Consider the following 25953-nt stretch of genomic DNA (forward strand, 5'->3'; position numbering starts at 1 on the left):
TTACTTGGCGTTGGCCGTCATCTTGAAAATGCCCTGCGCGTTACCGGCATCGAAACGAAGATCGATTTTCCAGCAGCGATTGGCGGTGTCGTACTCGCGGTGACGCGTGATGAATTCGTAGAACGAGCCCGGCACGTCGCGGGTGAGCGTTTCACCGTTCTTGCCACGGAACTCGCGACGCACGGTGTCGGCGCGATAGGCCGTCTGGAACACACGACCCGAGCGCGAGCGCTCGACTTCGGGCTTCATCGGGCGGCCCTTGGCCTTCTCGGCGTCCGACAGCGCGAACACATCTTCTACGCGGTCGGTGGCGTGGTTGAACGCATTGCCTTCGGTGGAAATCCACGCCATTTCGGCCGATTCTGCCAGCAACAGTTCGTAGTCGGCTTCGCTCGGCACGTCGTGCTGACGGGCAAACGCGCCCACGATCACCGGCAGTAGCGCCTGCGCGCTCTCCAGCGGCAACGTGCCGTCGCGCTCCAGTTCCCACAGATGTCCGACGGCCGCCGGCGTGAGCGGGTCTTTCGAGGTGCCGACGACGCGCGACACGGCTTGCTGGAACGTCTCCGAGAAACGCTCGGGATGCAGTTCGCTCACGAAGAATTGCGAAATTTCTTCGGGGGCATCTTCATGCGCGTAGGCGCGGCCCGTCATGCCGAGGCGATCCAGCGGATAGCGGCCGTTCAGCTTGAAACCCAGCGGACGCAGAATACGCGTGAACGCCGCTTCGCCCGGCGGCAGGGCACCGTTCTGGTCCCAGCGCACGGTGCGCAGCGCACCGTGGTCGAAGTAGACGCCGCCCCCGGCGGCAATCGCCTCCTCGGTATAGGTGCGGCCGTTTTGCGAGCGCGCGAGCAGCCCTTCGAAGAGCGCCATGTTCATGGCTTGCGCCAGTTCGGCGCGCGTGACGCGCCCCGGCTCGAAGTCTGAAAGGATCGACGGCGAATTGAGCGTGGCGAAAAGCGCGTCGGTACGCGCCTCCCCGATCAGGGAAACCAGCAAGGACTGCACGTTGGCGTTGCGCATCAGGTTGTCTCGCAGGGGGACGCCGTCTCGTGCGGCATCACAGGGTGAAGGTGTCAGGGCATGGCATGCGGCGCACCGTCATGCCTTCTTGCAGTGACTGCATTATTGGAATGGATGCGTCTCGCGTAAAGCGAGATAAAATTGCCACTTGATGCGTTTTTCGAATCAACATGCGCAAATTCAAGACCCCCGGCACGGCGGCGCTGCTCGCGTTCGAGGCGGCCGCCCGGCACGAAAGCTTTACCCATGCGGCCCGCGAGCTGTTTTTGACCGAGAGCGCGGTGTCGCGTCAGATCGCCACGCTGGAGACGCAGTTGGGCGTGCGGCTGTTCGTACGTGCCAAGCAGCGCGTGGTGCTCACCCGCGCTGGGCGGCTTTATGGCACGCAGGTGCGCCGTACGCTCGAACAACTGGATCGCGACACCCTGTCCATCATGGCCCACGGCAGCGGCGGCGGCTCGCTGGAACTGGCGGTGTTGCCCACGTTCGCGTCAGAGTGGTTGATTCCAAGAATGAAAGACTTCGACGACCGGCATCCCGACGTTCGCGTGAACATGGGCGTGCACACCGACCTCTTTACGTTCGACGAGACGCACTTCGAGGCGGCGATTCACTTCGGCCAGCCGACATGGCCGGGCACGTCGTCGGACTATCTGTTTGGGGAAGAAGTGGTGCCGGTGTGCCGTCCGTCGATCCTGAAGGGACCGGTGCGCACCGCGGCGGATTTGCTGACGTATCCGTTGCTGCACTCGACAACGCGTCCGAGCGCCTGGTCGCAGTGGTTTGCAGAGCAGCGCGTCGAGGACCACCGGGCGTTGCAGGGCGTGCGCTACGAGCTTCACACCATGCTCATTGCGGGCGCGGCGGCGGGGTTGGGGATTGCGCTGGTGCCGAAGTTCTTCGTCGAAGGACAGCTGGCGACGCTCGGTCTCACGATTCCGTTCGACGTGAAGAGCGTGGCCGAGTCGGCCTACTACCTCGTCTACCCGACGGAACTGACGCACGGGCAGCCACTCAGCGTTTTCCGCGAGTGGCTGCTCGATCAGGCGAAAGCGTATCGACCGACGTACCGTCCGGACTATCGCCCCGCCTGATGGTGGACGACGCGATCGATCAGCGTCCCGTGTAACGTCCCGGCTTGTGCCACGCAACGACCATCGCACTCATGGCGATAGCCGAGATAGCGGACCAGGCGACGCGTCCTGCCGGAATTGTGGCGAGCGACGCGATCAGTATTGTCGTGTCGATGCACACCTGCGTGATACCGGCATTGATGCCGCGCTTGCGTTGCAGCCACAGCGTGACGATGCCGGTGCCACCGACGCCCGCCCCGTGACGCGCCAACGCCAGAATGCCCATGCCGCACAGCGTGCCGCCGACGAACGCGGCGAACAGCGGATTGACGAAGGCGATGTCGAACGTCTGCGGCATGGCCGCGAGGGCGAAGGTAATGCCGAAGCTCGCGACCGTGGATTTGAGCGCGAAGCGCGCGCCCATCGTGAAGTACGCGAACAGGAAGAACGGAATGTTCACCAGCGTAAAGATGGTGCCCACCGGTAGCGGAAAGACGTAAGAGGCGAGCAGTGCGATGCCAGCCACGCCACCGGTAACCAACCCGGCAGCCTTGAGCAGCACCAGACCGACCACCACAAATGCCATGCCGATGACCATCGCATAGATGTCTTCGAGCACGGAGTGCGGCACACCGATTGTGTCGGTTGCCGCAATAGCGCCGGATACAGCGCCCGTATCGTGTTTCATGATCAGTAATTCAGGAACGACAAGACGGCGCGCCCGGCTCTCCTGATGCCGGAACGCGCCGCCGAAGATTTCCCGCGTCGCTGTCTCGGGCGACGCGCAGCTTCACAGCTTGTTATGTAGATACGGTATTAACGCGCGATTACGCGACGTGGTGGACCCATTTGAACGGATCGGCGACCTTGCCACGCTGAATACCCGTGAGCTGATCGCGAATACGCTTGGTGACCGGGCCTTCGCCGCCGTCGGCGATGTTGAATTCGCCGTTGGCGTGGCGCACCTGACCGATGGCCGTCACGACCGCAGCCGTACCGCACGCAAACGTTTCCTTCACACGACCGCTGGCCGCATCGGCCTGCCACTGTGCGAATTCGTACGGCGTCTCATTGACCGTCATGCCTTCGCGGCGTGCCAGTTCGATGATCGACGCGCGGGTAATGCCCGGCAGGATCGTGCCCGAGAGCGGCGGCGTCTGGAGCGAGCCGTCGTCCATCACGAAGAAGACGTTCATACCGCCGAGTTCTTCGATCCAGCGATGTTGTGCGGCGTCGAGGAACACGACCTGATCGCAGCCCTTGGCGCTCGCTTCCGTTTGCGCAATCAGGCTGGCGGCGTAGTTGCCGCCGCACTTCGCAGCACCCGTACCCCCGGGAGCTGCACGGGTGTACTGGTCCGAGACCCACACCGTCACGGCCGATTTGCCGGGCTTGAAGTACGGGCCGACCGGGCAGGCGATCACGCAGAAGATGTATTCATGCGCGGCGCGCACGCCCAGGAAGCTTTCCGAGGCGAACATGAACGGACGGATGTAGAGGCTGCTGCCTTCCGAGCCCGGGATCCATGCACGGTCGATGTCGACCAGCTTTTCCACGGCTTCGAGGAAGACGGCTTCCGGCAGATCGGCCATCGACATGCGCTGGGCCGACTCGCGGAAACGCTTGGCGTTGGCTTGGGGGCGGAACAGCGAGATCTTGCCGTCTTCACCGCGATAGGCCTTCATGCCTTCGAAGATTTCCTGTGCATAGTGCAGCACGGCGCACGCCGGATCGATCTGGAACGGGCGGCGGGCTTCCACCTTCGCGTCATGCCAGCCCTTACCTTCGGTCCAGCGGATCGTGACCATGTGATCCGTGAATACGCGGCCGAATACCGGGTTCGCCAGCGCGGCGGTGATCTGGTCGGCGGGGGTGGGGTTGGCGTGCGGCTCCACGACAAAACGCAGTTGGTTATCGGCGCTCATGTTTCTTCAAATGTCTCGGCAGAGGTGGCTTTAGTCGACAGTGCCGTTAACGTAAACGGCAAGGTGAGTATTTTCCTCCTTTCGGGGCCCGCCTGTCGACTGAATTCACCGCTTCTCCCGTCACGACGGGGTTCTGGGCAATATTGCGCCGAAAAATATCGGAATTTGGACGATTTTCGCAAGAAAAATGCGTGATTTTCCGAAAGTTGCGTGGGCGCACGTCTGCCACGAAACCACTGCGTCGCGGGGTAACAGTGTGTAAAAAAACATTTCAGGTCACAGGGCGGCTGACACTCGACATTTAATATCGAAGGCGCATGATGTCGGGAACGTCCCCACAAGCGAAGCGCGCACTGTTCAACAGCGGGGCTGCAGCATTCGCAGACGTTCCGCCCGTAGATCAAACAGGGAGAGGAGACAGATGAAGTCGACAACGATTCGAATGTTGCGCGCGTATCTGATCGTGGCCTCGCTGGGCGCTGTGTGCATCGACGTCTGCGTGGTCATTGCCATGCTCGTCTTCGATGTGCCCGAGCGTATCTTCACCTCGGCAGATTTTCGTATTGCGATGGCGGCGTCTTTATTGCTGCTGTTACTGGCGTCGCGCTCGCTGGCGTCGGCCGCGTTTCAGGCGGCGCTCGCCAGTCGGCATGTCAGGTTCGATGGCGTTGAACGTGCTGAGGGTCCGCGCGGCACAGACAGCGTCGCCTTGCGCGACGACTGCCCGCACCGTCTGCTCGTGCTGCTGCATATCCGCATCCACCGCCAGCAACTGGCGATGGTTGCCGCCTGACGGCGAAGCGGATGCCTCAACCGTCAAGGCGCATCAGTACCCGCATCAGTACCGATCAGGCAGCCTTCCCGTCCACCAGATCGCATTGGCGCGGCGGACGCGTCATCGCAATCCACTCCTGCACCGCCGGGCGCAGGAACTGACGGCGCGCGAATTCGGCCAATGCGGGCGGCACAACGTCGTCGTTATAGACCAGACGATTGAGCATGACCGCGAGGTCGACGTCGGCAATGCACCACTTGTCGAACAGCGACATGCGTGCGTCGGGCAGCAGGCTCTCGGCGATGGCGATCAGCTTGCTTGCCGCGGCGTAGCCCGCGTCGGTCAGCGGCGCATCGGACGGGCCGTAGAAGATCACCTGCGTCGAACGATCCTCGCGCAGCGCACCGAGATCGCTACGCAGCCATGCCTGTACCTGCCGGGCACGCGCACGGTCGCGAACGTCGGCCGGATACACCGGCACGTCGGGGGAGATCGTTTCCAGATATTCCACGATGGCGGACGATTCGGACAACGTGAAATCGCCATGCACGAGCGTCGGCACGCGACGCGTGATCGACAGGTCGGCAAAGCCGCTTTCGTGATGCGCGCCCTGATCGAGATCGACGGTGCGCAGATCGAACGGAATACCTTTCTCGCGCAGCGTGACGAAAACCGACAGCGCGTAAGGGCTGGTGAACTGGGCGTCGACGTATAGCGTGAAAGAGGCGGGGGCTGCGGCTGACACGATGGGCTCCTGAAGGGAATGTGCGCGGGGCGAAATTGCCCGCAGACGCTTATGTTGCCGTACGTTCGTGGTGATAAGCTACTGCACAAATCGCTGGCAAGCTGTGAGCCAGACTCACAGCTTGCCGCGCACTTTCGCGCACTTATCTGTCCCCAATATTCACCCGCACGCCAACTCGATATCCCCCGAACCATGAACGCCGAACCTCGCGCCCGTCCGCCGCTGGCGAATCTGGAAACCGTCTGTCTCGTCGCCCGTCACGGCTCGTTCACGGCGGCCGCCGAAGCGAGCGGCCTCACGCACGGGGCCATCAGCCGCCGGGTGGGGGCCGTTGAAAACTGGCTCGGCTGTGCGTTGTTCGAGCGTCACGGGCGAGGGGTGAGCCTGACGTGCGACGGTCAGCGCTTTCTGGGCCGCATCGAACATGCCTTCGACGTGATCGACGCGGCTGCCGATCAGTGGCATCAGGCGCGCAAGGCCCCGGCAGTGCGCCTGAGCGTGGTGCCGTCGTTCGCCAAGCTGTGGCTGCTTGAGCGCCTGCAATCGCTCGAAGCGGGCAAGCCGTTCATCGACATTCATGTGACGACCGAGCATCGCAACGCCGACGTGGGCGCGGGCGAAGTGGACATCGCCTTGCGTTACGGTCGTGGCGGGTGGGCGAGCGTCGATTCGGAACCGTTGATGGGTGAGACGCTGTACCCGGTGGCCTCGCCCGAGATTGCGCAGCGTCTGAAGGGCGCGAGTGTGTCCGAGATGTTGGCGATGCCCTTGCTGCACGACTCCGATCTCACGGGCTGGCGCGCGTGGTGTGGTGCGCACGGCGTGTCGCTGCGACCGCGTGCGCGTGATCGCCGATTCGAGGATTACACGGTGGTGCTTGCGGCGGCTGAAGCGGGGCTGGGTATTGCGCTTGCCCGTGCGCCTTTGGCCAGCGAGTGGATGGCGCGCAGCCGTCTCGTGCGACTGTCGGACGCCGAAGTCGTCTGTCCGTTGCAATACCACGTGGTGACGGCCAAGCGCGAGAAGCGTCCGGAAGTGCTGGAAGTGATCGCGCGTCTGCACGCGCTGGCGCGCGAGGATGCGCGCACGTAAATACCATGAACGCGGCCGTGCGCGGCGCAGGGGTTTCCCGCACTGCGCGCGCTGCTGCGGGTTGCCTAAAATGCGGGACGCTTCTTGCAGGACTGCCTGGCAGAGATGAACTTACGCTCGCTCGATCTGAATCTGTTGCTCGTGTTCGAGTCGCTGCTGCGCACGCGCAGCACGACGGTCACGGCCGAGGAACTGAACCTCACGCAATCGGCGGTGAGCAATGCGCTCAAGCGTCTGCGGCTCGCCTTCGGCGACCCGTTGTTCGTCAAAACACCGCAAGGCATGCTGCCGACCGATCTCGCCGCATCGCTGGCGCCGCCGGTCACTGAGGGACTCGGCCTGATTCGTGGTGCCGTCGAAGCGCCGCAGGACTTCGTCCCGGCAAATGCGCAGCGCACGTTCCGTCTTTACCTCAGCGACATCGGCCAACTGATCTTCATGCCGAAGCTCATGGCTACGCTCGCCGTCGAAGCGCCCGGCGTTCGCATCGTCACGGTCGACACGACCCCGCGCGAAGCGCAGAACGCGATGGCGATGGGCGACATCGATCTCACGCTCGGCCTGTTCACACGTTTCTCGTCCGGCTTCCATCAGCAGCGCCTGTTTCGCGAGCACTATGTGGCCCTCGTGCGCGAAGGGCATCCGACGATTCGCGGCGAGCTCACGGCCGAGACGTTCCTTCACGCGGCGCACGCCGTCTACCGCCCGACGGCCGGTCATCACGACGTGTTCGAGACCGCCGTCGAGCATTGGTTTGCGCAGTCGGGGCAGCAGCGTCACGTGGCGCTGCGCGTGGCGCACTCGATGGGACTCTCGGCGCTGATCGCAGCGAGCGATCTGGTGGTGTGCGTGCCGACGCGTCTGGGGCGCGCCCTCAAGGCGGCCGCCGACCTGCGCACTTACGCGCTGCCGTTTGACGGCCCCGAGTTCGACATCTCGCAACTCTGGCACGAGCGCTTTCACACCGACGCTGGCCATCGCTGGCTGCGCAGCACGATCTTCCGCCTGTTCCACGGCGAAGACTGATCCGTCCTCCCGTCTGACGACACACACTCGCTGCGCATGCATGCGAGGCAGCGTCGCGCCCGCATGCTGCACCCCCAATTCACGACGTAAATACCGCGCATTTACGCAATTTGTTGGCGTCATGCGACGCCGGTCCTTATCGTATCCCTCACGACATTGAAGTCACCGGACGCAGGTCCGGGACACGAACAATATCCGCAGGAGACAAGCGGTGATCAATCTGCACGACATTCGTTACGTGCGGCTGGGGACGCGCGACCTTGAAGGTGCGACACGCTATGCGCGCACCATTCTCGGGTTGCAGGAAGTGCGTCGGGAAGCCGGCTTCGTATTCCTTCGCAGCGACAGCCGCGATCATTCGGTGTGCTACTTCGAGGGCGACCCTGCCGACCATACGGTGGCGTTCGACGTCGCGAGCGATGCGCATTTCGACGCCGCAGCAGCACAACTCGACGCCATGCACATCGAGTTTCGACGCGGGACGCGCGACGAGGCCGACCTGCGCCGCGTGGCCGATTTCCTCACGTTCCGCGATCCCACCGGCAACCAGATCGAACTGGTGCTGCGCGCGGCGCAGACCGGACGCGGTTATCACGGCGAGCGCGACGCGGGTATCGATTCGTTCAGCCACGTGGGTTTGTGCACGACGGACGCACGTCGCGACGAAGCCTTCTGGACCAGCGTGTGCAACGCCCGTGTGTCGGACCGTATCGGCGACGCGCCGCTGCTTCGCATCGACGACGTCCATCACAAGATCGCACTGTTCCCGGCCAGGCGTGCGGGCATTCAGCATGTGAACTTTCAGGTGAACGGCATCGACGACCTGATGCGCTCGTGGTACTTCCTGCGCGAGCAGGGCGTGCCGATTCGCTTCGGTCCGGGGCGACACCCGACGTCGCACGCGATGTTCCTGTACTTCGCGGGGCCGGACGGCATGGTCTACGAGTACTCCACGGGCGTGCGTAAGATCGCGCCGGAGGACGAAGCCACATACGTGCCGCGTCAGTTCCCGTTCGATCCGACCGGATTCTGCATGTGGGGCGCGAAGCCCGAGATCCCTGAGTTTTCGTCCTGACCTGCTGGCGGGTATCCCCATGACACAAGTTACGTTCGATGCCGCCCGTCACGGTGGCATTGCCGACATCGATCGCGCGGTGCGGGTGGCGGCGCGCACGCTGGCACGCGCCGGGCTGGCGCATGCGTACGGGCATTGCAGTGCGCGTATCGATGCGGATCGCTTCGTCGTCTGCGCCGCACGTCCGATGGGACTCATCGGCATCGGCGAGACGGGCACTGTGGTGCCGATCGACGGCCCGCTGCCCGACGGCGTGCTCGGCGAAGTCCGTCTGCATCAAAAGATCTATCGCTCGCGTCCTGACATCGGTGCAGTTGCGCGCACCATGCCGCCCAGGACCATGTCGCTCTCAACGCTTCGCCGCACGCCGCGCGCGCTGCACGGGCCGGGCACTTACTTCGCACCCGGCGTGCCGCTTTGGGACGACCCGCAACTGATTCGCTCCGACGAACAGGCTGCCGCCGTGATCGCCACGATGGGCACGAATGCTGCCGTCGTCATGCGCGGCAACGGCGCTGTCGTTGCCGCCGACTCGCTCGAAGCGATGGTCGCGCTCACGTGGTACCTCGAAGACGCCGCGCGCGTGGATCTCGACGTGCTCGCGCTCGAAGCGTCGCTGCCCGCAGCCGTGCTGAACGACGACGAATGCCGTGCGCGCGCCACGCGCTCGGGCCGGATCATCGAGCGCATGTGGGAGTACCTGTCGGCGGGCGACCCGGAGTTGCCCGACGCTCTCGCGCGCCCGTCTTCATCTTCTTCACACCACCGTTCTTGATGTAATCGCCCCCAACCGGCTGCGTGCCCCCTGCACAGAGCGTCGTCGACAGACGCCACGGCCCGCAGCTCTCGCGGTAGTTACCGCACAGGAGACAGACATGGAAATATCCGCTTTGATGAACCGCAGAGGCATCACGCCATTTCAATGGCGCGTGATTGCCCTGTGCTTTCTGATCGTCACACTGGACGGCTTCGACACGGCGGCCATCGGCTACCTCGCACCGGCCATCCGCAGCGAATGGGCGATGGCGACGACCAGCCTCGGCGCTGTGTTCGGCGCGGGCCTCGGTGGCCTGATGCTCGGCTGCTTCGTGTTCGGGCCGCTCGCCGACCGCATCGGCCGCAAGCGCGTGCTGATCCTCTCCGTCATTATGTTCTCGCTCGGCAGCATCGCCTCGGCTTACGTGCATAGCCCGACGGAGCTGGCTGTGCTGCGCTTCATCACCGGCATTGGTCTGGGCGGCGCGATGCCCAACGCCATCACGCTCAGTTCCGAGTATTGCGCCGAGCGCATGCGCTCGCTGCTCGTGACGGCCACCTTCTGCGGCTTCACGCTGGGCTTCGCCATCGGCGGTGAAATCGTCGCACAGACGCTGCCGCACATCGGCTGGCGCGGCGTGTTGATCGCGGGCGGCGTGGTGCCGATCGCCTTCGTGCCGGTGCTCATGCGCTGGTTGCCGGAGTCGATGCGCTACCTCGCGGCGCGCGGCGACCGTGCCGATCAGCTGCTGGAAATCGCCCGTCACATCGACCCGCAAGTCACGCGCATCGACCCGGAGGTGACGCCTGCCGGGCAGACGAATTCGGCGGTGGGCGGCCTGTTCACGCGTCGTTACATCATGGGCACGCTGCTGCTCTGGGCGACGTACTTCTGCACGCTGTGTGCGTTCTATCTGCTCACGAGCTGGCTGCCGTTGGTCGTGAAGGATTCCGGTTACACGCTCGCGGAAGCGGCGCGCATCGGTGCAATGTTGCCGCTCGGCGGCACCGTCGGCGCAGTGATGATCGGCTTCGCGATGGACCGCACGAGTCCGTATCGCGTGTTGGCGGCTTCGTATGTGATGGCCGGTATCGCGCTGGGCGTGCTGGGTGCGGTGACGCACCAGTCGGGCTGGCTGATGTTCGTCGTGTTCCTCGCGGGCTTCGGCATTGCGGGATCGCAGACCGGCGCGAACGCCCTGACGGCGGCGTACTACCCGACTGCTTCCCGTGCGACGGGCGTGGCTTGGGCGCTGGGCGTCGGCCGTCTCGGCTCGATCCTCGGTTCGAGCCTGGGCGGTGTGCTGATCGCCTCGGCGTCGAGCACGGCGCAGGCGTTCCAGATCGTCGCGATTCCGGCGTTTCTTGCGGCGGCGCTCATGCTGGTAATGCGTCGTCGCGTGGGGCGTGGCGGTTCGCTCGCTGCATCGGCGACGCAGCCTGCACCGGGCACCGTCTGATCCTCGCCTGAGCACTCAACGGATGCACGCCGAACCTCCGGCGTGCGTCTGCGAAGTACCCGCCGCAAGCGCACGTCCCCCGACGGCGATGCGGCGGCGCTGCAACTGACCGGCACAGGTCAGGCCACCACACGTATCCATGGAGACATCACCGTGATCCACAAGGGACTGCCTGCGCTCGCGCTGGCTGCCGGCCTCGCATTGGCCACCACTTCCGCTTCGGCCCAGAGCGTGGCGCTCTACGGCATTCTCGACACCGGCATCGAATACATCTCGCACGCCGGGCCCAACAACAGTTCGCTCGTACGCATGCCAGCCAACACGGGTTCGTTGCCGTCGCGTTGGGGCCTGCGCGGGGACGAAGACCTTGGCGGCGGTCTGCACGCGCTGTTCATGCTGGAGAACGGCTTCAACGTGCGCGCGGGCGATCTGAATCAGGGCGGACGGTTGTTCGGGCGTCAGGCGTGGGTCGGGTTGTCGAATCAATACGGCACGCTGTCGTTTGGGCGTCAGTATTCGATGACGTTCTGGGTGATGAACGATGCCGACATTCTCGGTCCGGACCTGTACGGCAGCGGCTCGCTCGATAACTACATCCCAAATGCGCGCAGCGACAACACCGTCGCCTACAAGGGGGTGTTCAGCGGACTTACCGTCGGCGCGACCTACTCGTTCGGACGCGACAGCGGCGGCACCGGCAACTCGCCCGGACAAGGCACCTGTGCCGGTCAGACGCCGGGACAGATGACGGCTTGCCGTCAGGTCTCCGCGATGCTGAAGTACGACACGGCGTGGTTTGGGGTGGCCGGGGCATGGGACGAGCAACGCGGCGGTGCGGGCGCAGCTGCGAGCTTCTTCAACGGCGCGGCGGCGGTGCCGCTGACCAGTTCGTCGGACAAGGACACCCGTTGGCAATTGAACGGCTATGTGAAAGGCGGCAACTGGAAGGCGGGCGCGGGGTGGCTGGGACGTCGCGTGCAGACCGCGTCGGCCGCCGTCGCCGACGTGAATTCCGACATGTTCTACATCGGGGCGCTGTATCAGTTCTCCCCGGCATTTGCCGTCGACGGCGAAGTCTTCCGCATGTTGAACGCCCGTCAGAACGCGCGGGCGACGATGGCCACGTTGCGCGGTACGTATTTCCTGTCGAAGCGCACGGCGGTGTATACGCAGGTCGCCTGGTTGGGCAACAGCGAGCATGCGGCTTACTCGGTCAGTTCGGGCGGAGCAGGGGGATCGCCCGCAGCGGGCGCGAGCCAGTTGGGCGTGAACGTCGGCATGCGGCATACGTTCTGATCTTCTGATCGCATGAAAAAAACGGCGGACTGTGTTCGCAGGGCGCCGTTTCTCATTCCGAACGCGGTAGACGTTCGGTGTCGATCGATTACAGCAAGCCAGCCTCGGCGAGTTGCGCGCGACGTGGGTCGCCCTGACGCGAGAGCATCCAGCCCGGGTACTCGCTGGGCAGCGCGCTCGCGGCGTTGATCGCCGACAGTTCGCGTTCGTTCAGCGTGACGCGCGTGGCGGCGATGTTGTCGTCGAGCTGATCCGCGCGCTTGGCCCCGATGATGACCGTCGAGACGACCGGCTGCGCGAGCAACCAGGCGAGTGCGATCTGCGCGACCGACACGCCCTTTTCAGTGGCGATGCCGCGCATCACGTCGATCACGTCGTAAGCACGCTCGACATTCACCGGCGGGAAGTCGAAGCTCTGGCGGCGTGCGCCGTCTTCCGTCTGGCCGTCACGCGTGTATTTGCCTGAGAGCAAGCCGCCTGCCAGCGGGCTCCACACCATCAGGCCGACGTTCTCGCTGCGCAGCATCGGGACGATGTCGCGTTCCAGATCGCGCCCGGCGACGGTGTAATACGCCTGAAGTGACGCGAAGCTCGCGAGATTCAGGCGTGCCGAGATGCCTTGCGCCTTAGCGATTTGCCACGCGGCCCAGTTCGAAACACCGATGTAGCGCACGTGGCCCTGACGCACCAGCGTGTCGAGCGCGCTGAGCGTCTCTTCGATGGGCGTGACCGGGTCGAAGCCGTGCACCTGATACAGATCGATGTGATCGAGTTGCATGCGCTTGAGGCTGGCCTTGACGCCATCCATGATGTGATAGCGCGACAGGCCGCGCGAGTTACTGCCCTGTGCGCCGGTGACCCCGAAGACCTTCGTGGCGACGACCACGCTGTCACGCGGCACATTGAGGTTGCGCAGGGCTTGTCCGGTGAGCATCTCCGACTGGCCTTCCGAATAGACGTCGGCGGTGTCGATGAAGTTGATGCCCGCATCGAGCGCGCGACCGACGAGCGCGTCGACATCGTTCTGCTGCAATTGGCCGATCTTGCTCCACAGGTCGCCCTGTCCGCCGAAGGTCATCGTGCCGAGGCACAGTTCCGAGACGAAGAGGCCGGTGTTGCCGAGTTTCCGTTGTCGCATTGCATCGCTCCGTTGAGTAGCTGCCCGTCGCAGGTGGCCGTCGGTGAGGGGGACGGTGTGCACGGGATGGGATGCATTATGCGTCGCGGGGCATCAGGCAAGCAGTACCTGTTCCTGCACATTTCCTGCCTGATTCTGCAATCGAGTGCGATGGTGGGAGCCGTTCGGCGCGTCATTTGGCGGCAAAGCGTTGTTGAACATGGCAGTAAGGTGACAGGGTACTGTCTTGGTTTGTCGTCGGATGATCGCCGGTACAGATCGAATCTTGCCGGATTCTCCGGAATTCATGCCTGATCGTGTGGATGTGCTTCCAGAGGATCAGGCAATTTTTTATGACAGGCGTATGCTTCGATTCATTGCGGCCGGGGATGTCGAAGACGGCCAGCCTGATTCGAGGACTTGCCATGCATCTCGTCAAAACATCGCCACCTGCGTCGCATCAAGACGCGCCATCGCAGGAAGGTCACGCCAACGATCCGTCGCACGCCGCTCGCACGGAGCTGGTGCATCTGCTCGAACGTGCGACGCATGGGTTGGAAGGCACAGCACCCACGGCGGTGGACGGTTTGATGGTGCATCGCATCTTGCATCCGGGCGGGCCAAAGCCTGCGTTGCAGCAACCTGCCTTCGCCGTGATCGCGCAGGGGGAGAAGCGTTTGCAGATCGGCGAAGCGAACTACGCGTACGACCCGATGCATTACATGGTGTCGTCCGTGCACTTGCCGGTGGTGGCGCAGGTGTCCGGCGCGAGCGAGCAGTCGCCTTATCTGGGCATGCGGCTGAATCTGGTGGCGGAAGACGTCACCTCGCTGATCGGCGACGAGCATCTGCCGCCACCAGCGCCGTCGCCCTGCGGGCGCGGGTTGTACGTCAATCGGCTTGATGCTGCGTTGCTGGACGCGGTGTTGCGTCTGCTGCGTCTGCTCGACGCCCCGCGCGATATTCCGATTCTTGCGCCGATGATCAAGCGCGAGATCATCTACCGGTTGTTGATGAACGGGCAGGGGGTGTTGTTGCGTCAGATGGTGATGCAGGACAGCCAGATGAACCGGATCGCGAACGCGGTGCGGTGGTTGCGCGACCATTATGCAGAGCCGTTGCGCGTGGAATCGCTGGCGCAGGAGGTGCATATGAGCGTGTCGTCGCTGCATCACCACTTCAAGCTGGTGACGGCGATGAGCCCGTTGCAATATCAGAAGCAGTTGCGCTTGCAGGAAGCGCGTCGTTTGATCTTCGTGGCGGACGTTGCCGTGTCGTCGGCTGCGCAGGCGGTGGGTTACGAAAGCGCATCGCAGTTCAGCCGGGAATACGCCCGCGTCTTCGGCGAAGCGCCGCTGCGGGATAAGCGCCGGTGGTTACAGGATGGGGATGTGGGCGCGCCGAGGGGGTAGACGTTTCCGAGTTGCTTCACGACGGATAGCGAAGCGGCGTTCGACGATTTCGTTGGGTATTGCTGGTCGCGGATCGAGAAGTGCTTCACGAATGTTGGAAACAGCCCACGCACGGTGGGCATTCGAATCGGTCGGTTTCATCATGGCAGTCAGGAGTGTCTGAATGTGGCCATCGGATCATACCGATGGCGGACTGCCTAATCACGAAGCCGATCCAGCATGGTCTTCGTCACCCGCTGCTGCGATGCCTTCTCATACTCCGCCCACGGGTCTTGTTTCAACGCGGTGAGGCGATCGAGGGCGTTGCGCACGGTCCAGGCGTCGGCGCCGGGCAATTCGGACAATTCCTCCCAATGGACAGGCATCGATACCGCCATGCCTTCTCGCGCCCGGGCCGAGTATGCGCACACGGTAGTCGCCCCTCGGTAGTTGCGCAGATAGTCGATGAAGCACTTCCCCACGCGATGCTTCGGTCCCATCGTCGCCGTGAACCGGTCGGGAAACACGTGCGCCATATGCTTCGCGACAGCTTCCGCGAACCCCTTCGCGAAGTCCCATTCGTGACGTCTCGCTAATGGTGTCACCACGTGCAGCCCTTTGCCGCCGCTCGTCTTCACGAAGGCTTTCAGCCCCAGTTCGTCCAGCAGTCCACGAATGAGTTGCGCGCCTTCCACGATCTGCGCAAACGTCACCCCCTTACCGGGGTCCAGATCGAAGATCACGCGATCGGGACGCTCGATCAGATCGCTGCGGGCATTCCACGTGTGGAACTCCACCGACCCCATCTGCACGGCCCCGACGAGTCCCCGCGTATCAATGATCTGCATCAGCGGTTCGTGGTCCGGATCGAGCGACGGATCGAGCACATGCACGCCGGTGATCGTCTTCGCCGCATGCTTCTGGAAGAACATCTCACCGCCGATACCTTCCGGCGCGCGCAGCACAGCGACCGGCCGGTCGGCAAGGTGCGGGAGCATCCATTGGCTGACGGCGGCGTAATACTCGGCTAGCTCGACTTTCGTCACGCCCGAGTGCGTGTCCATCACGCGTTCGCCGTGTGTGATCTTCACCGGAAGTGCGGACGATTTCGGCATGGACGGCATCTCCTTCGATGAGTCGACGGCACCGCTGCGGCGCGTCTCGCGGCGAATCTCCTTCGCCGGTTTGTCGGTACGCATAGCGTGGAACGACGCCTGACGCACATGACCGTCGCGCGTCCACTCGGCGAAGCGTACTTCGGCGACCAGCGTTGGACGCAACCAGTGCACACGCGCCCGGCCTCCCGGACGCGGTGCAGGGGACAACGAAGGGCGCGGCGTTTCAATCGCGTCGAGTTGCTTGCGCATGCGCAGCAGCGCCTCGGTATCGAAGCCGGTGCCGACCTTGCCCGCGTAGCGCAGCGTCTTGCCGTCATCGTCGTAATAGCCGAGCAGTAGCGCACCGAATCCCTGTCGAGAGCCGGAGGGTTCCGTGAACCCCACTACGACGAACTCCTGACGCTGCGAGCACTTGAGCTTGCGCCATGCGTCGCTGCGGCCGTCGACGTAGGTCGAGTCGTCGCGCTTGACCATGATGCCTTCGAGGCCCGCTTCACATGCGCCGTGCCAGAGCGATCCGAGATCGCCCGCGATAGGTCGAAGGACCCGCACGGCATCCGTCTCTTTGCCTTCAAACATACTCGCGAGTCGCGCCTGACGCTCATGCAATGGCGCATCGCGCAGATCCTTCCCGTTACACCACGGCAGATCGAAGACGTAGATGACGATGGCGCTCTGGGCGTCTTCGTCGAACGCTCGTTGCAACGCCTGAAAGTCCGGCAACCCGCGCTCGTTTGTGACGACGGCCTCGCCATCGAGCCACGCGTTCGGGAGGCCGCGTTCGCGTAAGGCGGCCACTGCGGGTTGGAATCGGTGCGTCCAATCCTGACCCGAGCGCGTGAAGACGCGAATGTCGCTGCCCGCGATGCGGATCAGGACGCGATATCCGTCGAGCTTCAACTCGGCGTGCCATCCCTCGGATGAAGGCGCCTGATCGACTAGCGTCGCCAGCATCGGACGCACCTCGTCGGGCGGCTTGATCGAGGATCTGCGTGATGTCGCAGGCTTCGACGTCGGCGGTTTGGCATGCGCCGATGCATGCCCGTCGTCATGCCGGTGAATCAATAGCCATTGCGGCTGACGCGCGGGCTTATCGGTACGCACCAACGTCCAGTGACCGCTGAGTCTTTCGCCTTGTAATGTGAACGACAACTTACCGTGAGCATAATCGCGCGATGCATTGCCGTCAGGTATCCAGGTGCCTCGATCCCAGATGTCGACGTGCCCCGCACCGTAGTTGCCAGCGGGAATGTCGCCTTCGAAGTCGGCGTAAGCGAGCGGATGGTCTTCGACCTGAACGGCCAGTCGCGGACGGCTGACATCCGGACTCGGTTGCTTCGGCAGAGCCCATGAACGCAGGGTGCCGTCGAGTTCCAGACGGAAGTCGTAGTGGAGGTGGCTGGCGTCATGCCGTTGGACGACATACCGCAACGCATGCTTGCGGGCTGAACGCTTACCGCGCGGCTCGGGTGTGGCGGAGAAGTCGCGTTTTGCGTCGTACGCCGCGAGCGGATCGCCGGATTTGCGACGGCGATCCGGCTTCGCGCTCGTCGAGTTGGTCGGCTTAGTTGAGGCGCGTCTCGGCATCGTCGCGCTCACTTGGCCTTACCGGATTTGGTCGACTTGGTGCGCTTGGCCGTTGCCTTCTTTGCCGCCGTCTTCTTAACCGTCTTGCCATCCGACGCCTTTGCCGACTTACGCGCCTTGGCAGGCTTCTCCTCGACATCCTGCGCATCCACGGTTACTGCGTCGCGCTTGCCCTTCGTCCCCAGGCTCTGCTTGAGCAGCGCCATCAGATCGGTGACGTTTGCACTGTTTGCCAGCTTCGGCGCGCTCGCTTCGATCTGTGCGATCTCGCGTGTCTGACCGGACGCGATCTTGCGGTCGATGAGCGCCTTGAGGTCGTCCTGAAAGGTGTCGTGATAATCGCCGGGACGCCACGGTCCGGACATCTCGTCGATCAACCGGATCGCCATATCCAGCTCGCGCTCGCCGGGCGCGGCGAGCTTCTGCAGCTTCTCCTTCGTCAGCCCGACCTCGGCCGGATCGCGCATCTCGTCCTGCCATCTCAGCGTGTCGAGTACGAGCGCGTCGCCCGCTGGCGCGAGCACGGCGAGATGCGCGCGCGTGTGCATCACCACGCGCGCGATGCCGAGCTTGCCCGCCTTGATGAGCGCCGCGTGCAGCAGCGCGTAGGCCTTTGCGCCGCCACGCTCGGGCACGAGGTAGTAAGGCGTGTCGAGATACATGAAGGAAACGTCCGTGGCATCGACGAACGCCAGAATGTCGACGGTCTGCGTCGCCGTCGGATTGGCCGAGCGGATCTCGTCGTCGCTGAGCACGACGTAGTTGCCTTTCTCATACTCGTAGCCGTGCACGATCTGGTCGCGCGGCACTTCCTTGCCGTTTTCCTTGTTCACACGCTTGTAGCCGACCGGCGACATGGTGCGCTTGTCGAGCCAGTCGAGATCGAGTTTGTGCGTCGTCGAGGCGGGAAACAGGGTGACGGGTACGTTGACCAGTCCGAAGCTGATGGCACCCTTCCAGATTGCGCGAGCCATAGATGCTCCCAATGAGGGGTAATGTTGCGATTCTTGCAGGATAGGTCAGGTTCCCATGCATTGATTTTCTCAATGCCGATGACTGTGCCATAAGGATTCCTTGATGAAACAAAGCCGCCGGACGCTTATCCCACTGGAATCGATGCATGACATCAGCAAAGGGAGATAGGCAATGGCGATGATCGTGGCAGGGCGATTCACGACGTTCGATCAGGCGAATCTGGTGGCGAGCCGGTTGTACGACCGTTCGTTTCGACCGTCCGACGTGTCGGTGTTCTTTCTGAATCCCACCGGCCAGCACGCTAGGTTTCCGATGGGCGGCGACGTGGATGCCGATGCTGCGGCGCGTCCGGCGAGCCGGGGTGCGGCGCAGGGCATCATCGCAGGCGGTGCCTTCGGGCTTGCGCTGGGGGCATTGCTATACGTCGCGATCTGGCGCTTCTGGCTCGTCCCTGTCGTCGGCATGATGGCAGGGGCCTATCTCGGCGCGTTTCTCGGTGCTTTGCGACGCATGCAAAGCCGCGAGCGCGTGTCGGCAAAGCAGGCGGGTATGCGAGACGCCGGGGTGATGCTCGCCACGCACGTCAGCGAATCGACGGCGGACACGGCGATTGCCGTGTTGCGCGATGCAGGCGCGGCGGAAATCGAGCAGGCGAATGGTGTATGGGAAGCGGGAGAATGGCGCGACTTCGACCCGGTGCAGCACGCTCATCATGCACAGGATGTGGCGTCGGCGCGCGACGCTGAACCCCATGCCGAGCCGACCATTGGCGTGGCGGCCAATGAGCGCAGTACGCGCGAAGGTCGCGATGCGACCCGTGCAAAGCCCCGGCGTACCGACTGGTTGTAGAATCGACTGCGTCCCTTGATGACCGTTCAGGAGGCTGACAATGCTGTCGATCCATACCGGTTTCGTCGTTTGCCCGACCTGCAAGTCCCGATTCGCCGTGGCGGCCAGTGAGCCGACCGTGCAGGCGCTCCACGACTATCTCCATTCGGATGCCGAAGTGAAGTGCCCGACGTGCGATACGATCTTCACGACAGGTAGCGCGAAGAGCAGCATCGAGTTCGAGCCCGTCAACGACGGCGAAACGCTATCGCCGTCTCCCGAGCGGAGCATTGACGGGCTCGACAATCACTGAATCTTTGCGTGAGCGTCGCGAGGGGCAGCGGCTCACAGCGGCGTCATCACCGGCTCGCCCGTCTGATAGCGGCGGGTATTCTCCATGAACATTGAGAGCGTGGCGGCTTCCGCTTCCGGCGAGCGGCCAGCGACGTGCGGACTCAGTACGATGTTCTGCAAGTCGATGAGTGCCGCAGGCGGCGACGGCTCGCCTTCGTAGACGTCCAGCCCCGCGCCAGCGATCACGCCGTTGCGCAATGCATCGGCAAGCGCTGCGGTGTCGACGACGCTGCCGCGTCCCAGATTGACGAGAAAGCCGTCTTTGCCCAGCGCACGCAGCACGTCGGCATTGATCATGTGATGGGACTCCGCTCCACCCGGTGCCGTGACCACCAGAATGTCGGCCCATTCGGCCAGCGCCGTCACGCTGTCGAAGTATTGATAGTGCGACGGGAGGTCGTCGCGACGGTTCCGGTTTCGGTAGCCAATCTGCATATCGAAGCCTTCGCCGCGTTTGGCGAACTGACGACCGACTGCGCCAAGGCCGACGATCCCGAGTTTCTTCCCGGCCACACCGGGCTGCATCGGCAGCGCGTCGCGCCAGATGCCCTTGCGGCACGCCGCGTCATATTCCGGAATGCGCCGAATTGCGGCGAGCAGCAGGGCGAAGCCCTGATCCGCCACGGTCGGGGCATTGGCGCCTGCGCCATGCACCACCACGATGTTACGTGCGTGCATCGCCGGAATGTCCAGATTCTCGTAACCGGCACCGAGTGCGCTGACCAGCTCGACGTTCGGCAGATGCGTCAGCTCGGCGGCATTCATGCCGCGCGAACCGTTGGTGAGCACAAAACGCACGCGCTCACCCTCCGGTCCCCAGCCTTCCGGCGTCGGATGGTGGCTCGGGCGGTAGATCACTTCGAAACGGGTTTGCAGTTCGGACAACTGCTCGGGATGCATCGGGATGATGACCAGCAAGGGGGGCAGCGACACCTTCAATCTCCGTCAGAGGAATTTGGACCGACGGCGGCAGGTGTTCAGACACCTCGATTCGCCGTCAGTCCACACTCTATCCCTATCCGCGACGGATTGCGCGGTGCATCAATGCCGGATCAGGCCGCTGCTTCGACGGCGAGCACGGCTTGTCGGTGGCGAATGCGACCGAGCGTGAGCATCGTGAAACCGGCCAGCACCGCAGGTACGCCGATGGCGGCGAACAACGCGGGCATCGACCAGCCCATGGCGAGCATCGATGCGCCGCCGACCGATCCGACCACCGAACCCATGCGCCCGACACCGTTTGCCCAGCTCACGCCGGTCGCGCGGCAATCCGTCGGATAGAACTCGGCAGAGAGCGCGTTCGCGCCGACCTGACCGCCCGAGACGCAGAACCCGGCCCAGAACACGGCGACCGAAGCGAGCACCGGCGAACTGGCCAACGGGCCGACAGCGGCCACGCACACGCCTGCCAGTACGTAGGCGGCAGCGAGCACGTAATGCGGATTGAAACGGTCCATCAGCCAGCCGAGCACGATGGCCCCGAGGGTGCCGCCGACCTGGAACATCGCTGTGACGATGGCCGCGTTACGCAGCGTCAGACCATTGGTGCGAAGCAACGTGGGCAACCAGCTCGAGAGCAGGTAGATCACCAGCAGGCTCATGAAGAACGTCACCCAGAAGAGCAACGTGCCACGCAGCAATTCCGGCTTGAAGAGATGGCGCACCGGCGACGTGGTCGACGGCTTCATCGCCACATTGAACGTTGCACCGCGCAGATCCTCATGCGGTGCGATGCGTTGCAGCGACGCCGCTACGCGCTCCGGCGACTTGCCTGCCATCACCAGATAACGCACGGATTCAGGTAACGCGCGGATCAGGATCACGCCGAGCACGATGGGCATCACGCCACCGACGATCAGCACCGAGCGCCAGCCGAACGCTTCGATCAGGCCTGCCGAAGCGAGGCCCCCCAAGGCGGAGCCGAGCGTGAAACCGCAGAACATCGTCGTCACAAGGAACGAACGGCGCGAGTCGGGGCAGTATTCCGACGTCAGCGTGATCGCGTTCGGCATCGCACCGCCGAGACCGAGACCCGTCAGGAAGCGCAGCGCGATGAGGTGCCACAGATCCATCGACCAGGCCGACGCGAGGCTCGCGACGCCGAAAAAAAGCACCGAGAAGATGAGGATGGTCTTGCGTCCGAGCTTGTCGGCGAGCGGGCCGAACAGGAACGCACCGGCCATCAGACCGGCAAGTCCTGCACCGAACAGCGGGGCGAGATGCGCGGGCGTGAGCGACCATTCGGCACGAATCGCGGGGGCGATGAAGCCGATGGCGGCGGTATCGAAACCGTCGATGGCGACGATCAGAAAGCACAGAACGACGATCATCATCTGGAACGGCGAGATGCGATGCCGATCGATGAACGCCGTCACGTTGATGGGATTCGCTGGCATGGGGTGTCTCCTCTAAGGTGCCAGAAGCCGCGCGACAGCAGACAAGCGGTCGCGCGACGGGCCCACGCGGTAGAATTTTTTTGTTCCGCGTGGGGTATTGCGGTTACTTGTTCATGCGTCGGCCAGCCACGGGGTTTGCGACAGGCAGTTCTCAGCGCGCCAGCCGTGCAGCCATTGCAGGGCGTCGTAGAACTGCGTCTGCGTGCGGCCCTTCCAGAGCGAGTTGCGCACCCAGCGATCCACGCCCTTGGCGTGATAGACGCGACCCATGTCGCGTGCGCCGTAAAGCACACGCGCGGTGCGCGGAATGCGGGCGTGTTCGTAGCGACGGAAGGCTTCGGTGAAGTCACCGTTCGCGGCCGTGTAGGCGGCACCGAGCGTGACCGCGTCTTCGAGGGCCTGACACGCGCCTTGCGCGATGTACTGCGTCATCGGGTGCGCAGCGTCGCCGAGGATCGTCGCGCGGCCAAAGCTCCACTGCTCGACCGGGTCACGGTCGGCGGTGGCCCAGCGACGCCACGACGTCGGACGGTCGAGCATCTGGTGCGGCAATGCGTCGATGCCTTCGAAGTACGACAGCACTTCTTCCTTGCTGCCGTCGCGCACCCCCCACACTTCCTGCTCGCGGCTATGGAAGGTAACGACGAGGTTGTATTGCTTTCCGCCGCGCAGCGGGTAATGCACGAGGTGGCAGTTCGGACCGGCCCACACGACCGGCGCGTTGACCTGCAAGTCCTTCGGCATGTTCTCGACGTCGACCACGGCACGGTAGACCACATGGCCCGTCACGCGCGGCTCGTCGCCGATCAGTGCGGCGCGCACGGCGGATTTCACGCCATCGCAGCCGATCACGGCGTCAGCGGTGTGACGCTCGCCATGCTGGTCGATGACGGTGACGCCATGCGCATCCTGTTCCAGCGACACGACGCGGGTGGCCGTGCGGAACTGGATTCGCGGGTTGCGTTGTACGGCTTCGAGGATCGACAGATGAATGTCCGCGCGATGGATCACGGCGTACGGATTGCCGAAGCGTTCGCGATAAGGCGCGCCAACGTCGACTTCCGCGATGATGCTGCGGTCGATGGCGTCGCGCAGCGTGATGTGGTCGGTGAAGACCGAGCGTCCGCGGGCGGCTTCGCCGACGCCGAGCGCATCGAGTGCGGCGAAGGCGTTGGCTGCCAGCTGGATGCCCGCACCGATTTCACCGATGGTCTCAGCCTGCTCCAGCAGTTCGATCTGCACGCCTTGGTTGGCGAGCGCGAGCGCAGCGGCGAGTCCGCCGATGCCGCCGCCGACGACCAGCGCTTTGGGTTGATGGGGTTGCGTCATGCTTGTCTCCTCGGGCAGTGTCTGCCCTCCTGCTTTTTCATTCACTTCCGGCGCAAGCTGCCAGCGTCGTGTGAGGACGCTGGCGTTACTTCATTCACGCCGAGTAATCCGGTTGACGGCTGGGGGCCGCCGCAAGAAACGCCGGATGCGTTTCCGCCAGCGCGAACACCGCCATCGCGCGCGGATACGCCGACAGGTCGCAACCCATGCGCTGTGCGTTGGCGATCTGCGGGATCAGGCAGACGTCGGCCAACGTGGGCGTGTCGCCGAAGCACCATGCGCCGTGCCCGTACCTCACCAGCAGACGCTCGACACCCGCCATGCCCTCGGCGACCCAGTGGCGATACCACGCGTCCTTCTGCTCGGCCGACAACCCGAGCGGCCCTTGCAGATACTTCAGGATGCGCAGGTTGTTCACCGGGTGGATGTCGCAACTGATGAGCATCGACAGTTCGAGCACGCGGGCGCGCGCTTCGATGTCCTGCGGCACCAGACGCGCTTGCGGATACTTCGCGTCGAGATAGTCGATGATGGCGAGCGACTGGCCGAGCGAGACGTCGCCATCGACCAGCGCGGGTACGACGGCCGAGGCGTTCACTTCGTCGACATACGGCTGCGCGCGATGCTCACCGACACGGATGTTCACCGGAATCGTGTCGAACGCGAGTCCCTTGAGCGCGAGGGCGATGCGCACGCGGTACGACGTCGAACTGTTGAAAAAGCTGTAGAGCTGCATGACCGTTGCCTCAGACCACGCGCACCGTGATCTCGCCGAGACCTTCGACGGCCGTGACCATCGTCTCGCCTGCCTTGACCGGGCCAACACCTTCCGGGGTGCCCGTGTAGATCAGGTCGCCCGGTTCAAGACGGAAGAATTGCGACAGGTACGAAACCGTCTCAGCCACCGACCAGATCAGATGCGTGACGTCGCTCTTTTGCTTCTGAACGCCGTCCACGGTCAGCGAGATCGCGGCCTTTTCGACATGACCGACGCTGGAGACCGGATGGATCGGGCCAATCGGTGCCGACGCATCGAAGGCCTTGCCGATTTCCCACGGACGGCCCATCTCGCGCATCTTCATTTGCAGATCGCGACGCGTCATATCCAGACCGACGGCGTAACCCCAAACGTGTTCCAGTGCCTGATCGAGCGGAATGTCCGAACCAGCCTTACCGATTACGGCGACCAGTTCGGCTTCGTAGTGGTAGTTGCTCGTCTGCGCCGGGTACTTCAGTTCCAGCGTGTCGCCGTATGCAACCGGCAGCACGGCGTCGGCGGGCTTGCAGAAGAAGAACGGCGGTTCGCGGTCCGGATCGAAGCCCATTTCGCGGGCATGGGCGGCGTAGTTGCGGCCGACGCAGTACACGCGACGCACGGCGAACTGGTCGTTGCTGCCGACAACGGGAATGCCGACGATGGCGGGCGGAGTGAAGACGTAGGACATGGTGATGGACTCAGCGAATAAGGTGAAGGAAGGGTGATCGGGTGGCTCAGGTACGGGACTCGCGCAGCAGGTTCAGCGCGGCGAGCACCGGGCGGTCGGAGTAGCTGAACAGCACGGCGTCGTCGAGTGCAGCGAGTTGCACTGGTGCCCATGACGGCACCACGAAGTGATCGCGCGGTTCGAACTGGAACACGTCGTCGCCGATGCGCACCGTGCCGCGGCCTTCGACGACCGAGAACACCGTCGCATCGGTGCTGCGATAGGTCTTGCCCTGGAAGCCCGCCGGGAGGTATTGCATGAACGTCGCCATCGTCGGCATCGGCCAGCCACCCGTCGCCGGATTGACGTAGCGCAGCTTGATGCCGTCCCACGGATCGAGTTCACCGTTGCGATACAGCGTGTCGAGCGCTTCGCGCGAGCGGGCGTACGGGTAGCTGAAGATCGGCGACGTCGGATCGCTGACCTTGTGATGCACTGGCAGCATGTTGAAGCCGTAGCGCGCAAAGCTATCGCCTTCGGGGCGCTGCACGGGTTGCTGCGATTCGGGGTAGTTCTCGGCGAAACCGGCATCGAAGTACTGCACGAGCGGGATGTCCAGGCCGTCGAGCCAGACGACCGGCTCGCCGTCGGACGGATTGCCGTGGTCGTGCCACGTCCACGACGGCGTGATGATGAAGTCGCCGGGGTGCATCGTGGTGCGCTCGCCGTTGACGGCCGTCCATGCGCCGCTGCCTTCCACGATGAAGCGCAGCGCGGACTGCGTGTGGCGATGGCTCGGGGCGATTTCGCCCGGCAGGATCAGTTGCAGTCCGGCGTAGAGCGAACCGGTGATGCTCGACGACCCCGGCGTGCCGGGGTTTTGCAGAATCAACACGCGCCGCACGGCTTCTTCGGCACTGATGACGCGGCCCGCTTCCATCACGAGCGGGCGCACTTCGTTGTATTTCCAGATGGCGGGCACGACGCGCGGGCGTGGCTGCGGCGGCACCAGGCTGTGCAGCGATTCCCACAGCGGGGCCATGTGGTTGTGACCGATGTGTTCGTAATAGGCAGCGCGTTCGGCGCTGGGGGCGCGGTCGGACATGCTTGTCTCCATGTTGGAAGGGGGCCCGGTTGGCTCGTCTGGCGACTGTCGCAGACGGCGTTGCGTGGTGCTTTTCGGGT

At 63.9% G+C, this 25953-nt stretch carries 24 protein-coding genes; 11 read left to right on the plus strand and 13 right to left on the minus strand.

Features of this window, described 5'->3' with window-relative positions:
* Positions 1–1026, minus strand: coding sequence for a DUF1338 domain-containing protein (locus NTU39_RS03685; protein ID WP_150665407.1), 1026 nt, complete (start codon positions 1024–1026; stop codon positions 1–3).
* A 170-nt stretch (positions 1027–1196) separates the two neighbouring features.
* On the opposite strand from NTU39_RS03685, the gene NTU39_RS03690 reads away from it, so the two are divergent.
* Positions 1197–2120, plus strand: a complete 924-nt coding sequence (locus tag NTU39_RS03690; protein ID WP_039395699.1) for a LysR family transcriptional regulator — start codon at positions 1197–1199, stop codon at positions 2118–2120.
* A gap of 19 nt (positions 2121–2139) precedes the next feature.
* Here NTU39_RS03690 and NTU39_RS03695 read toward each other — a convergent pair whose 3' ends face one another.
* Both NTU39_RS03695 and NTU39_RS03700 read right to left on the minus strand, forming a co-directional pair.
* Positions 2140–2787, minus strand: coding sequence for a YitT family protein (locus tag NTU39_RS03695; RefSeq protein ID WP_174984890.1), 648 nt, complete (start codon positions 2785–2787; stop codon positions 2140–2142).
* A gap of 139 nt (positions 2788–2926) precedes the next feature.
* Positions 2927–4024, minus strand: coding sequence for a branched-chain amino acid aminotransferase (locus tag NTU39_RS03700; RefSeq protein WP_150665409.1), 1098 nt, complete (start codon positions 4022–4024; stop codon positions 2927–2929).
* Between the two features lie 421 nt (positions 4025–4445).
* Here NTU39_RS03700 and NTU39_RS03705 point away from each other — a divergent pair, with 421 nt between their 5' ends.
* Positions 4446–4817 carry a hypothetical protein gene (locus tag NTU39_RS03705; protein ID WP_150665410.1) on the plus strand — a complete coding sequence of 124 codons (372 nt, stop codon included), beginning with the start codon at positions 4446–4448 and terminating at the stop codon, positions 4815–4817.
* Between the two features lie 55 nt (positions 4818–4872).
* On the opposite strand, the gene yfcF is transcribed toward NTU39_RS03705, so the two are convergent.
* On the minus strand, positions 4873–5544 hold the full coding sequence (yfcF, locus tag NTU39_RS03710; RefSeq protein WP_150665411.1) for a glutathione transferase: 672 nt from the start codon (positions 5542–5544) through the stop codon (positions 4873–4875).
* 192 nt (positions 5545–5736) lie between these two features.
* Between yfcF and NTU39_RS03715 the strand changes: the two genes are divergently transcribed.
* From NTU39_RS03715 to NTU39_RS03740, 6 genes are all read left to right on the plus strand, one after another.
* Entirely contained in the window at positions 5737–6636 is a 900-nt protein-coding gene (locus NTU39_RS03715; RefSeq protein WP_257959224.1) for a LysR substrate-binding domain-containing protein, read from the plus strand.
* Positions 6637–6741: 105 nt separating this feature from the next.
* On the plus strand, positions 6742–7662 hold the full coding sequence (locus NTU39_RS03720) for a LysR family transcriptional regulator (RefSeq protein ID WP_257959225.1): 921 nt from the start codon (positions 6742–6744) through the stop codon (positions 7660–7662).
* A 211-nt stretch (positions 7663–7873) separates the two neighbouring features.
* On the plus strand, positions 7874–8737 hold the full coding sequence (locus tag NTU39_RS03725; protein ID WP_150665413.1) for a VOC family protein: 864 nt from the start codon (positions 7874–7876) through the stop codon (positions 8735–8737).
* A 19-nt stretch (positions 8738–8756) separates the two neighbouring features.
* Entirely contained in the window at positions 8757–9512 is a 756-nt protein-coding gene (locus NTU39_RS03730; protein ID WP_257959226.1) for a class II aldolase/adducin family protein, read from the plus strand.
* Positions 9513–9612: 100 nt separating this feature from the next.
* Positions 9613–10953 carry an MFS transporter gene (locus NTU39_RS03735; RefSeq protein WP_257959228.1) on the plus strand — a complete coding sequence of 447 codons (1341 nt, stop codon included), beginning with the start codon at positions 9613–9615 and terminating at the stop codon, positions 10951–10953.
* Between the two features lie 168 nt (positions 10954–11121).
* Positions 11122–12249, plus strand: a complete 1128-nt coding sequence (locus NTU39_RS03740) for a porin (RefSeq protein ID WP_257960034.1) — start codon at positions 11122–11124, stop codon at positions 12247–12249.
* An 88-nt stretch (positions 12250–12337) separates the two neighbouring features.
* Here the strand turns inward: NTU39_RS03740 and NTU39_RS03745 are convergent, their stop codons facing one another.
* Positions 12338–13387: an aldo/keto reductase gene (locus tag NTU39_RS03745; RefSeq protein WP_150665416.1), complete on the minus strand. Its 1050-nt coding sequence runs from the start codon at positions 13385–13387 to the stop codon at positions 12338–12340.
* Positions 13388–13791: 404 nt separating this feature from the next.
* Here NTU39_RS03745 and NTU39_RS03750 point away from each other — a divergent pair, with 404 nt between their 5' ends.
* Entirely contained in the window at positions 13792–14778 is a 987-nt protein-coding gene (locus tag NTU39_RS03750) for an AraC family transcriptional regulator (protein ID WP_257959229.1), read from the plus strand.
* 197 nt (positions 14779–14975) lie between these two features.
* Here NTU39_RS03750 and ligD read toward each other — a convergent pair whose 3' ends face one another.
* Both ligD and ku read right to left on the minus strand, forming a co-directional pair.
* Positions 14976–17462 carry a DNA ligase D gene (ligD, locus tag NTU39_RS03755; protein ID WP_257959230.1) on the minus strand — a complete coding sequence of 829 codons (2487 nt, stop codon included), beginning with the start codon at positions 17460–17462 and terminating at the stop codon, positions 14976–14978.
* Positions 17463–17470: 8 nt separating this feature from the next.
* Positions 17471–18436, minus strand: a complete 966-nt coding sequence (ku, locus tag NTU39_RS03760; protein ID WP_150665418.1) for a non-homologous end joining protein Ku — start codon at positions 18434–18436, stop codon at positions 17471–17473.
* 172 nt (positions 18437–18608) lie between these two features.
* On the opposite strand from ku, the gene NTU39_RS03765 reads away from it, so the two are divergent.
* Together NTU39_RS03765 and NTU39_RS03770 are read left to right on the plus strand one after the other, a co-directional pair.
* Positions 18609–19286: a hypothetical protein gene (locus NTU39_RS03765; RefSeq protein WP_246184661.1), complete on the plus strand. Its 678-nt coding sequence runs from the start codon at positions 18609–18611 to the stop codon at positions 19284–19286.
* A 40-nt stretch (positions 19287–19326) separates the two neighbouring features.
* On the plus strand, positions 19327–19578 hold the full coding sequence (locus tag NTU39_RS03770; protein ID WP_150665419.1) for an MJ0042-type zinc finger domain-containing protein: 252 nt from the start codon (positions 19327–19329) through the stop codon (positions 19576–19578).
* A gap of 32 nt (positions 19579–19610) precedes the next feature.
* Here the strand turns inward: NTU39_RS03770 and NTU39_RS03775 are convergent, their stop codons facing one another.
* The 6 genes from NTU39_RS03775 to gtdA all read right to left on the minus strand — a co-directional run bounded on the left by NTU39_RS03775 (position 19611) and on the right by gtdA (position 25873).
* A complete protein-coding gene (locus NTU39_RS03775) occupies positions 19611–20552 on the minus strand; it encodes a 2-hydroxyacid dehydrogenase (protein WP_150665420.1) in 942 nt (313 codons plus the stop codon).
* 119 nt (positions 20553–20671) lie between these two features.
* Positions 20672–22015: an MFS transporter gene (locus NTU39_RS03780; protein ID WP_257959231.1), complete on the minus strand. Its 1344-nt coding sequence runs from the start codon at positions 22013–22015 to the stop codon at positions 20672–20674.
* Positions 22016–22126: 111 nt separating this feature from the next.
* Positions 22127–23344, minus strand: a complete 1218-nt coding sequence (locus tag NTU39_RS03785; RefSeq protein WP_257959232.1) for a 3-hydroxybenzoate 6-monooxygenase — start codon at positions 23342–23344, stop codon at positions 22127–22129.
* A 94-nt stretch (positions 23345–23438) separates the two neighbouring features.
* Complete coding sequence (gene maiA, locus NTU39_RS03790; protein ID WP_150665423.1) at positions 23439–24080, minus strand: maleylacetoacetate isomerase; 642 nt, start codon at positions 24078–24080, stop codon at positions 23439–23441.
* A 10-nt stretch (positions 24081–24090) separates the two neighbouring features.
* Positions 24091–24789: a fumarylacetoacetate hydrolase family protein gene (locus NTU39_RS03795; protein WP_150665424.1), complete on the minus strand. Its 699-nt coding sequence runs from the start codon at positions 24787–24789 to the stop codon at positions 24091–24093.
* A gap of 46 nt (positions 24790–24835) precedes the next feature.
* Positions 24836–25873: a gentisate 1,2-dioxygenase gene (gtdA, locus tag NTU39_RS03800; RefSeq protein WP_039395745.1), complete on the minus strand. Its 1038-nt coding sequence runs from the start codon at positions 25871–25873 to the stop codon at positions 24836–24838.
* Between the last annotated feature and the right edge of the window lie 80 nt (positions 25874–25953).

Origin of the sequence: Pandoraea commovens (assembly GCF_024704525.1) — a bacterium.
Lineage (GTDB): Bacteria > Pseudomonadota > Gammaproteobacteria > Burkholderiales > Burkholderiaceae > Pandoraea > Pandoraea commovens.

What these genes read in the sequence shown, in the direction of transcription:
- NTU39_RS03685 (WP_150665407.1), bottom strand. Translation starts at nt 1,026, where the DNA reads ATGCGCAACGCCAACGTGCAGTCCTTGCTGGTTTCCCTGATCGGGGAG.
- NTU39_RS03690 (WP_039395699.1), top strand. Translation starts at nt 1,197, where the DNA reads ATGCGCAAATTCAAGACCCCCGGCACGGCGGCGCTGCTCGCGTTCGAG.
- NTU39_RS03695 (WP_174984890.1), bottom strand. Translation starts at nt 2,787, where the DNA reads ATGAAACACGATACGGGCGCTGTATCCGGCGCTATTGCGGCAACCGAC.
- NTU39_RS03700 (WP_150665409.1), bottom strand. Translation starts at nt 4,024, where the DNA reads ATGAGCGCCGATAACCAACTGCGTTTTGTCGTGGAGCCGCACGCCAAC.
- NTU39_RS03705 (WP_150665410.1), top strand. Translation starts at nt 4,446, where the DNA reads ATGAAGTCGACAACGATTCGAATGTTGCGCGCGTATCTGATCGTGGCC.
- NTU39_RS03715 (WP_257959224.1), top strand. Translation starts at nt 5,737, where the DNA reads ATGAACGCCGAACCTCGCGCCCGTCCGCCGCTGGCGAATCTGGAAACC.
- NTU39_RS03720 (WP_257959225.1), top strand. Translation starts at nt 6,742, where the DNA reads ATGAACTTACGCTCGCTCGATCTGAATCTGTTGCTCGTGTTCGAGTCG.
- NTU39_RS03730 (WP_257959226.1), top strand. Translation starts at nt 8,757, where the DNA reads ATGACACAAGTTACGTTCGATGCCGCCCGTCACGGTGGCATTGCCGAC.
- NTU39_RS03735 (WP_257959228.1), top strand. Translation starts at nt 9,613, where the DNA reads ATGGAAATATCCGCTTTGATGAACCGCAGAGGCATCACGCCATTTCAA.
- NTU39_RS03745 (WP_150665416.1), bottom strand. Translation starts at nt 13,387, where the DNA reads ATGCGACAACGGAAACTCGGCAACACCGGCCTCTTCGTCTCGGAACTG.
- NTU39_RS03750 (WP_257959229.1), top strand. Translation starts at nt 13,792, where the DNA reads ATGCATCTCGTCAAAACATCGCCACCTGCGTCGCATCAAGACGCGCCA.
- ligD (WP_257959230.1), bottom strand. Translation starts at nt 17,462, where the DNA reads ATGCCGAGACGCGCCTCAACTAAGCCGACCAACTCGACGAGCGCGAAG.
- ku (WP_150665418.1), bottom strand. Translation starts at nt 18,436, where the DNA reads ATGGCTCGCGCAATCTGGAAGGGTGCCATCAGCTTCGGACTGGTCAAC.
- NTU39_RS03765 (WP_246184661.1), top strand. Translation starts at nt 18,609, where the DNA reads ATGGCGATGATCGTGGCAGGGCGATTCACGACGTTCGATCAGGCGAAT.
- NTU39_RS03770 (WP_150665419.1), top strand. Translation starts at nt 19,327, where the DNA reads ATGCTGTCGATCCATACCGGTTTCGTCGTTTGCCCGACCTGCAAGTCC.
- NTU39_RS03780 (WP_257959231.1), bottom strand. Translation starts at nt 22,015, where the DNA reads ATGCCAGCGAATCCCATCAACGTGACGGCGTTCATCGATCGGCATCGC.
- NTU39_RS03785 (WP_257959232.1), bottom strand. Translation starts at nt 23,344, where the DNA reads ATGACGCAACCCCATCAACCCAAAGCGCTGGTCGTCGGCGGCGGCATC.
- maiA (WP_150665423.1), bottom strand. Translation starts at nt 24,080, where the DNA reads ATGCAGCTCTACAGCTTTTTCAACAGTTCGACGTCGTACCGCGTGCGC.
- NTU39_RS03795 (WP_150665424.1), bottom strand. Translation starts at nt 24,789, where the DNA reads ATGTCCTACGTCTTCACTCCGCCCGCCATCGTCGGCATTCCCGTTGTC.
- gtdA (WP_039395745.1), bottom strand. Translation starts at nt 25,873, where the DNA reads ATGTCCGACCGCGCCCCCAGCGCCGAACGCGCTGCCTATTACGAACAC.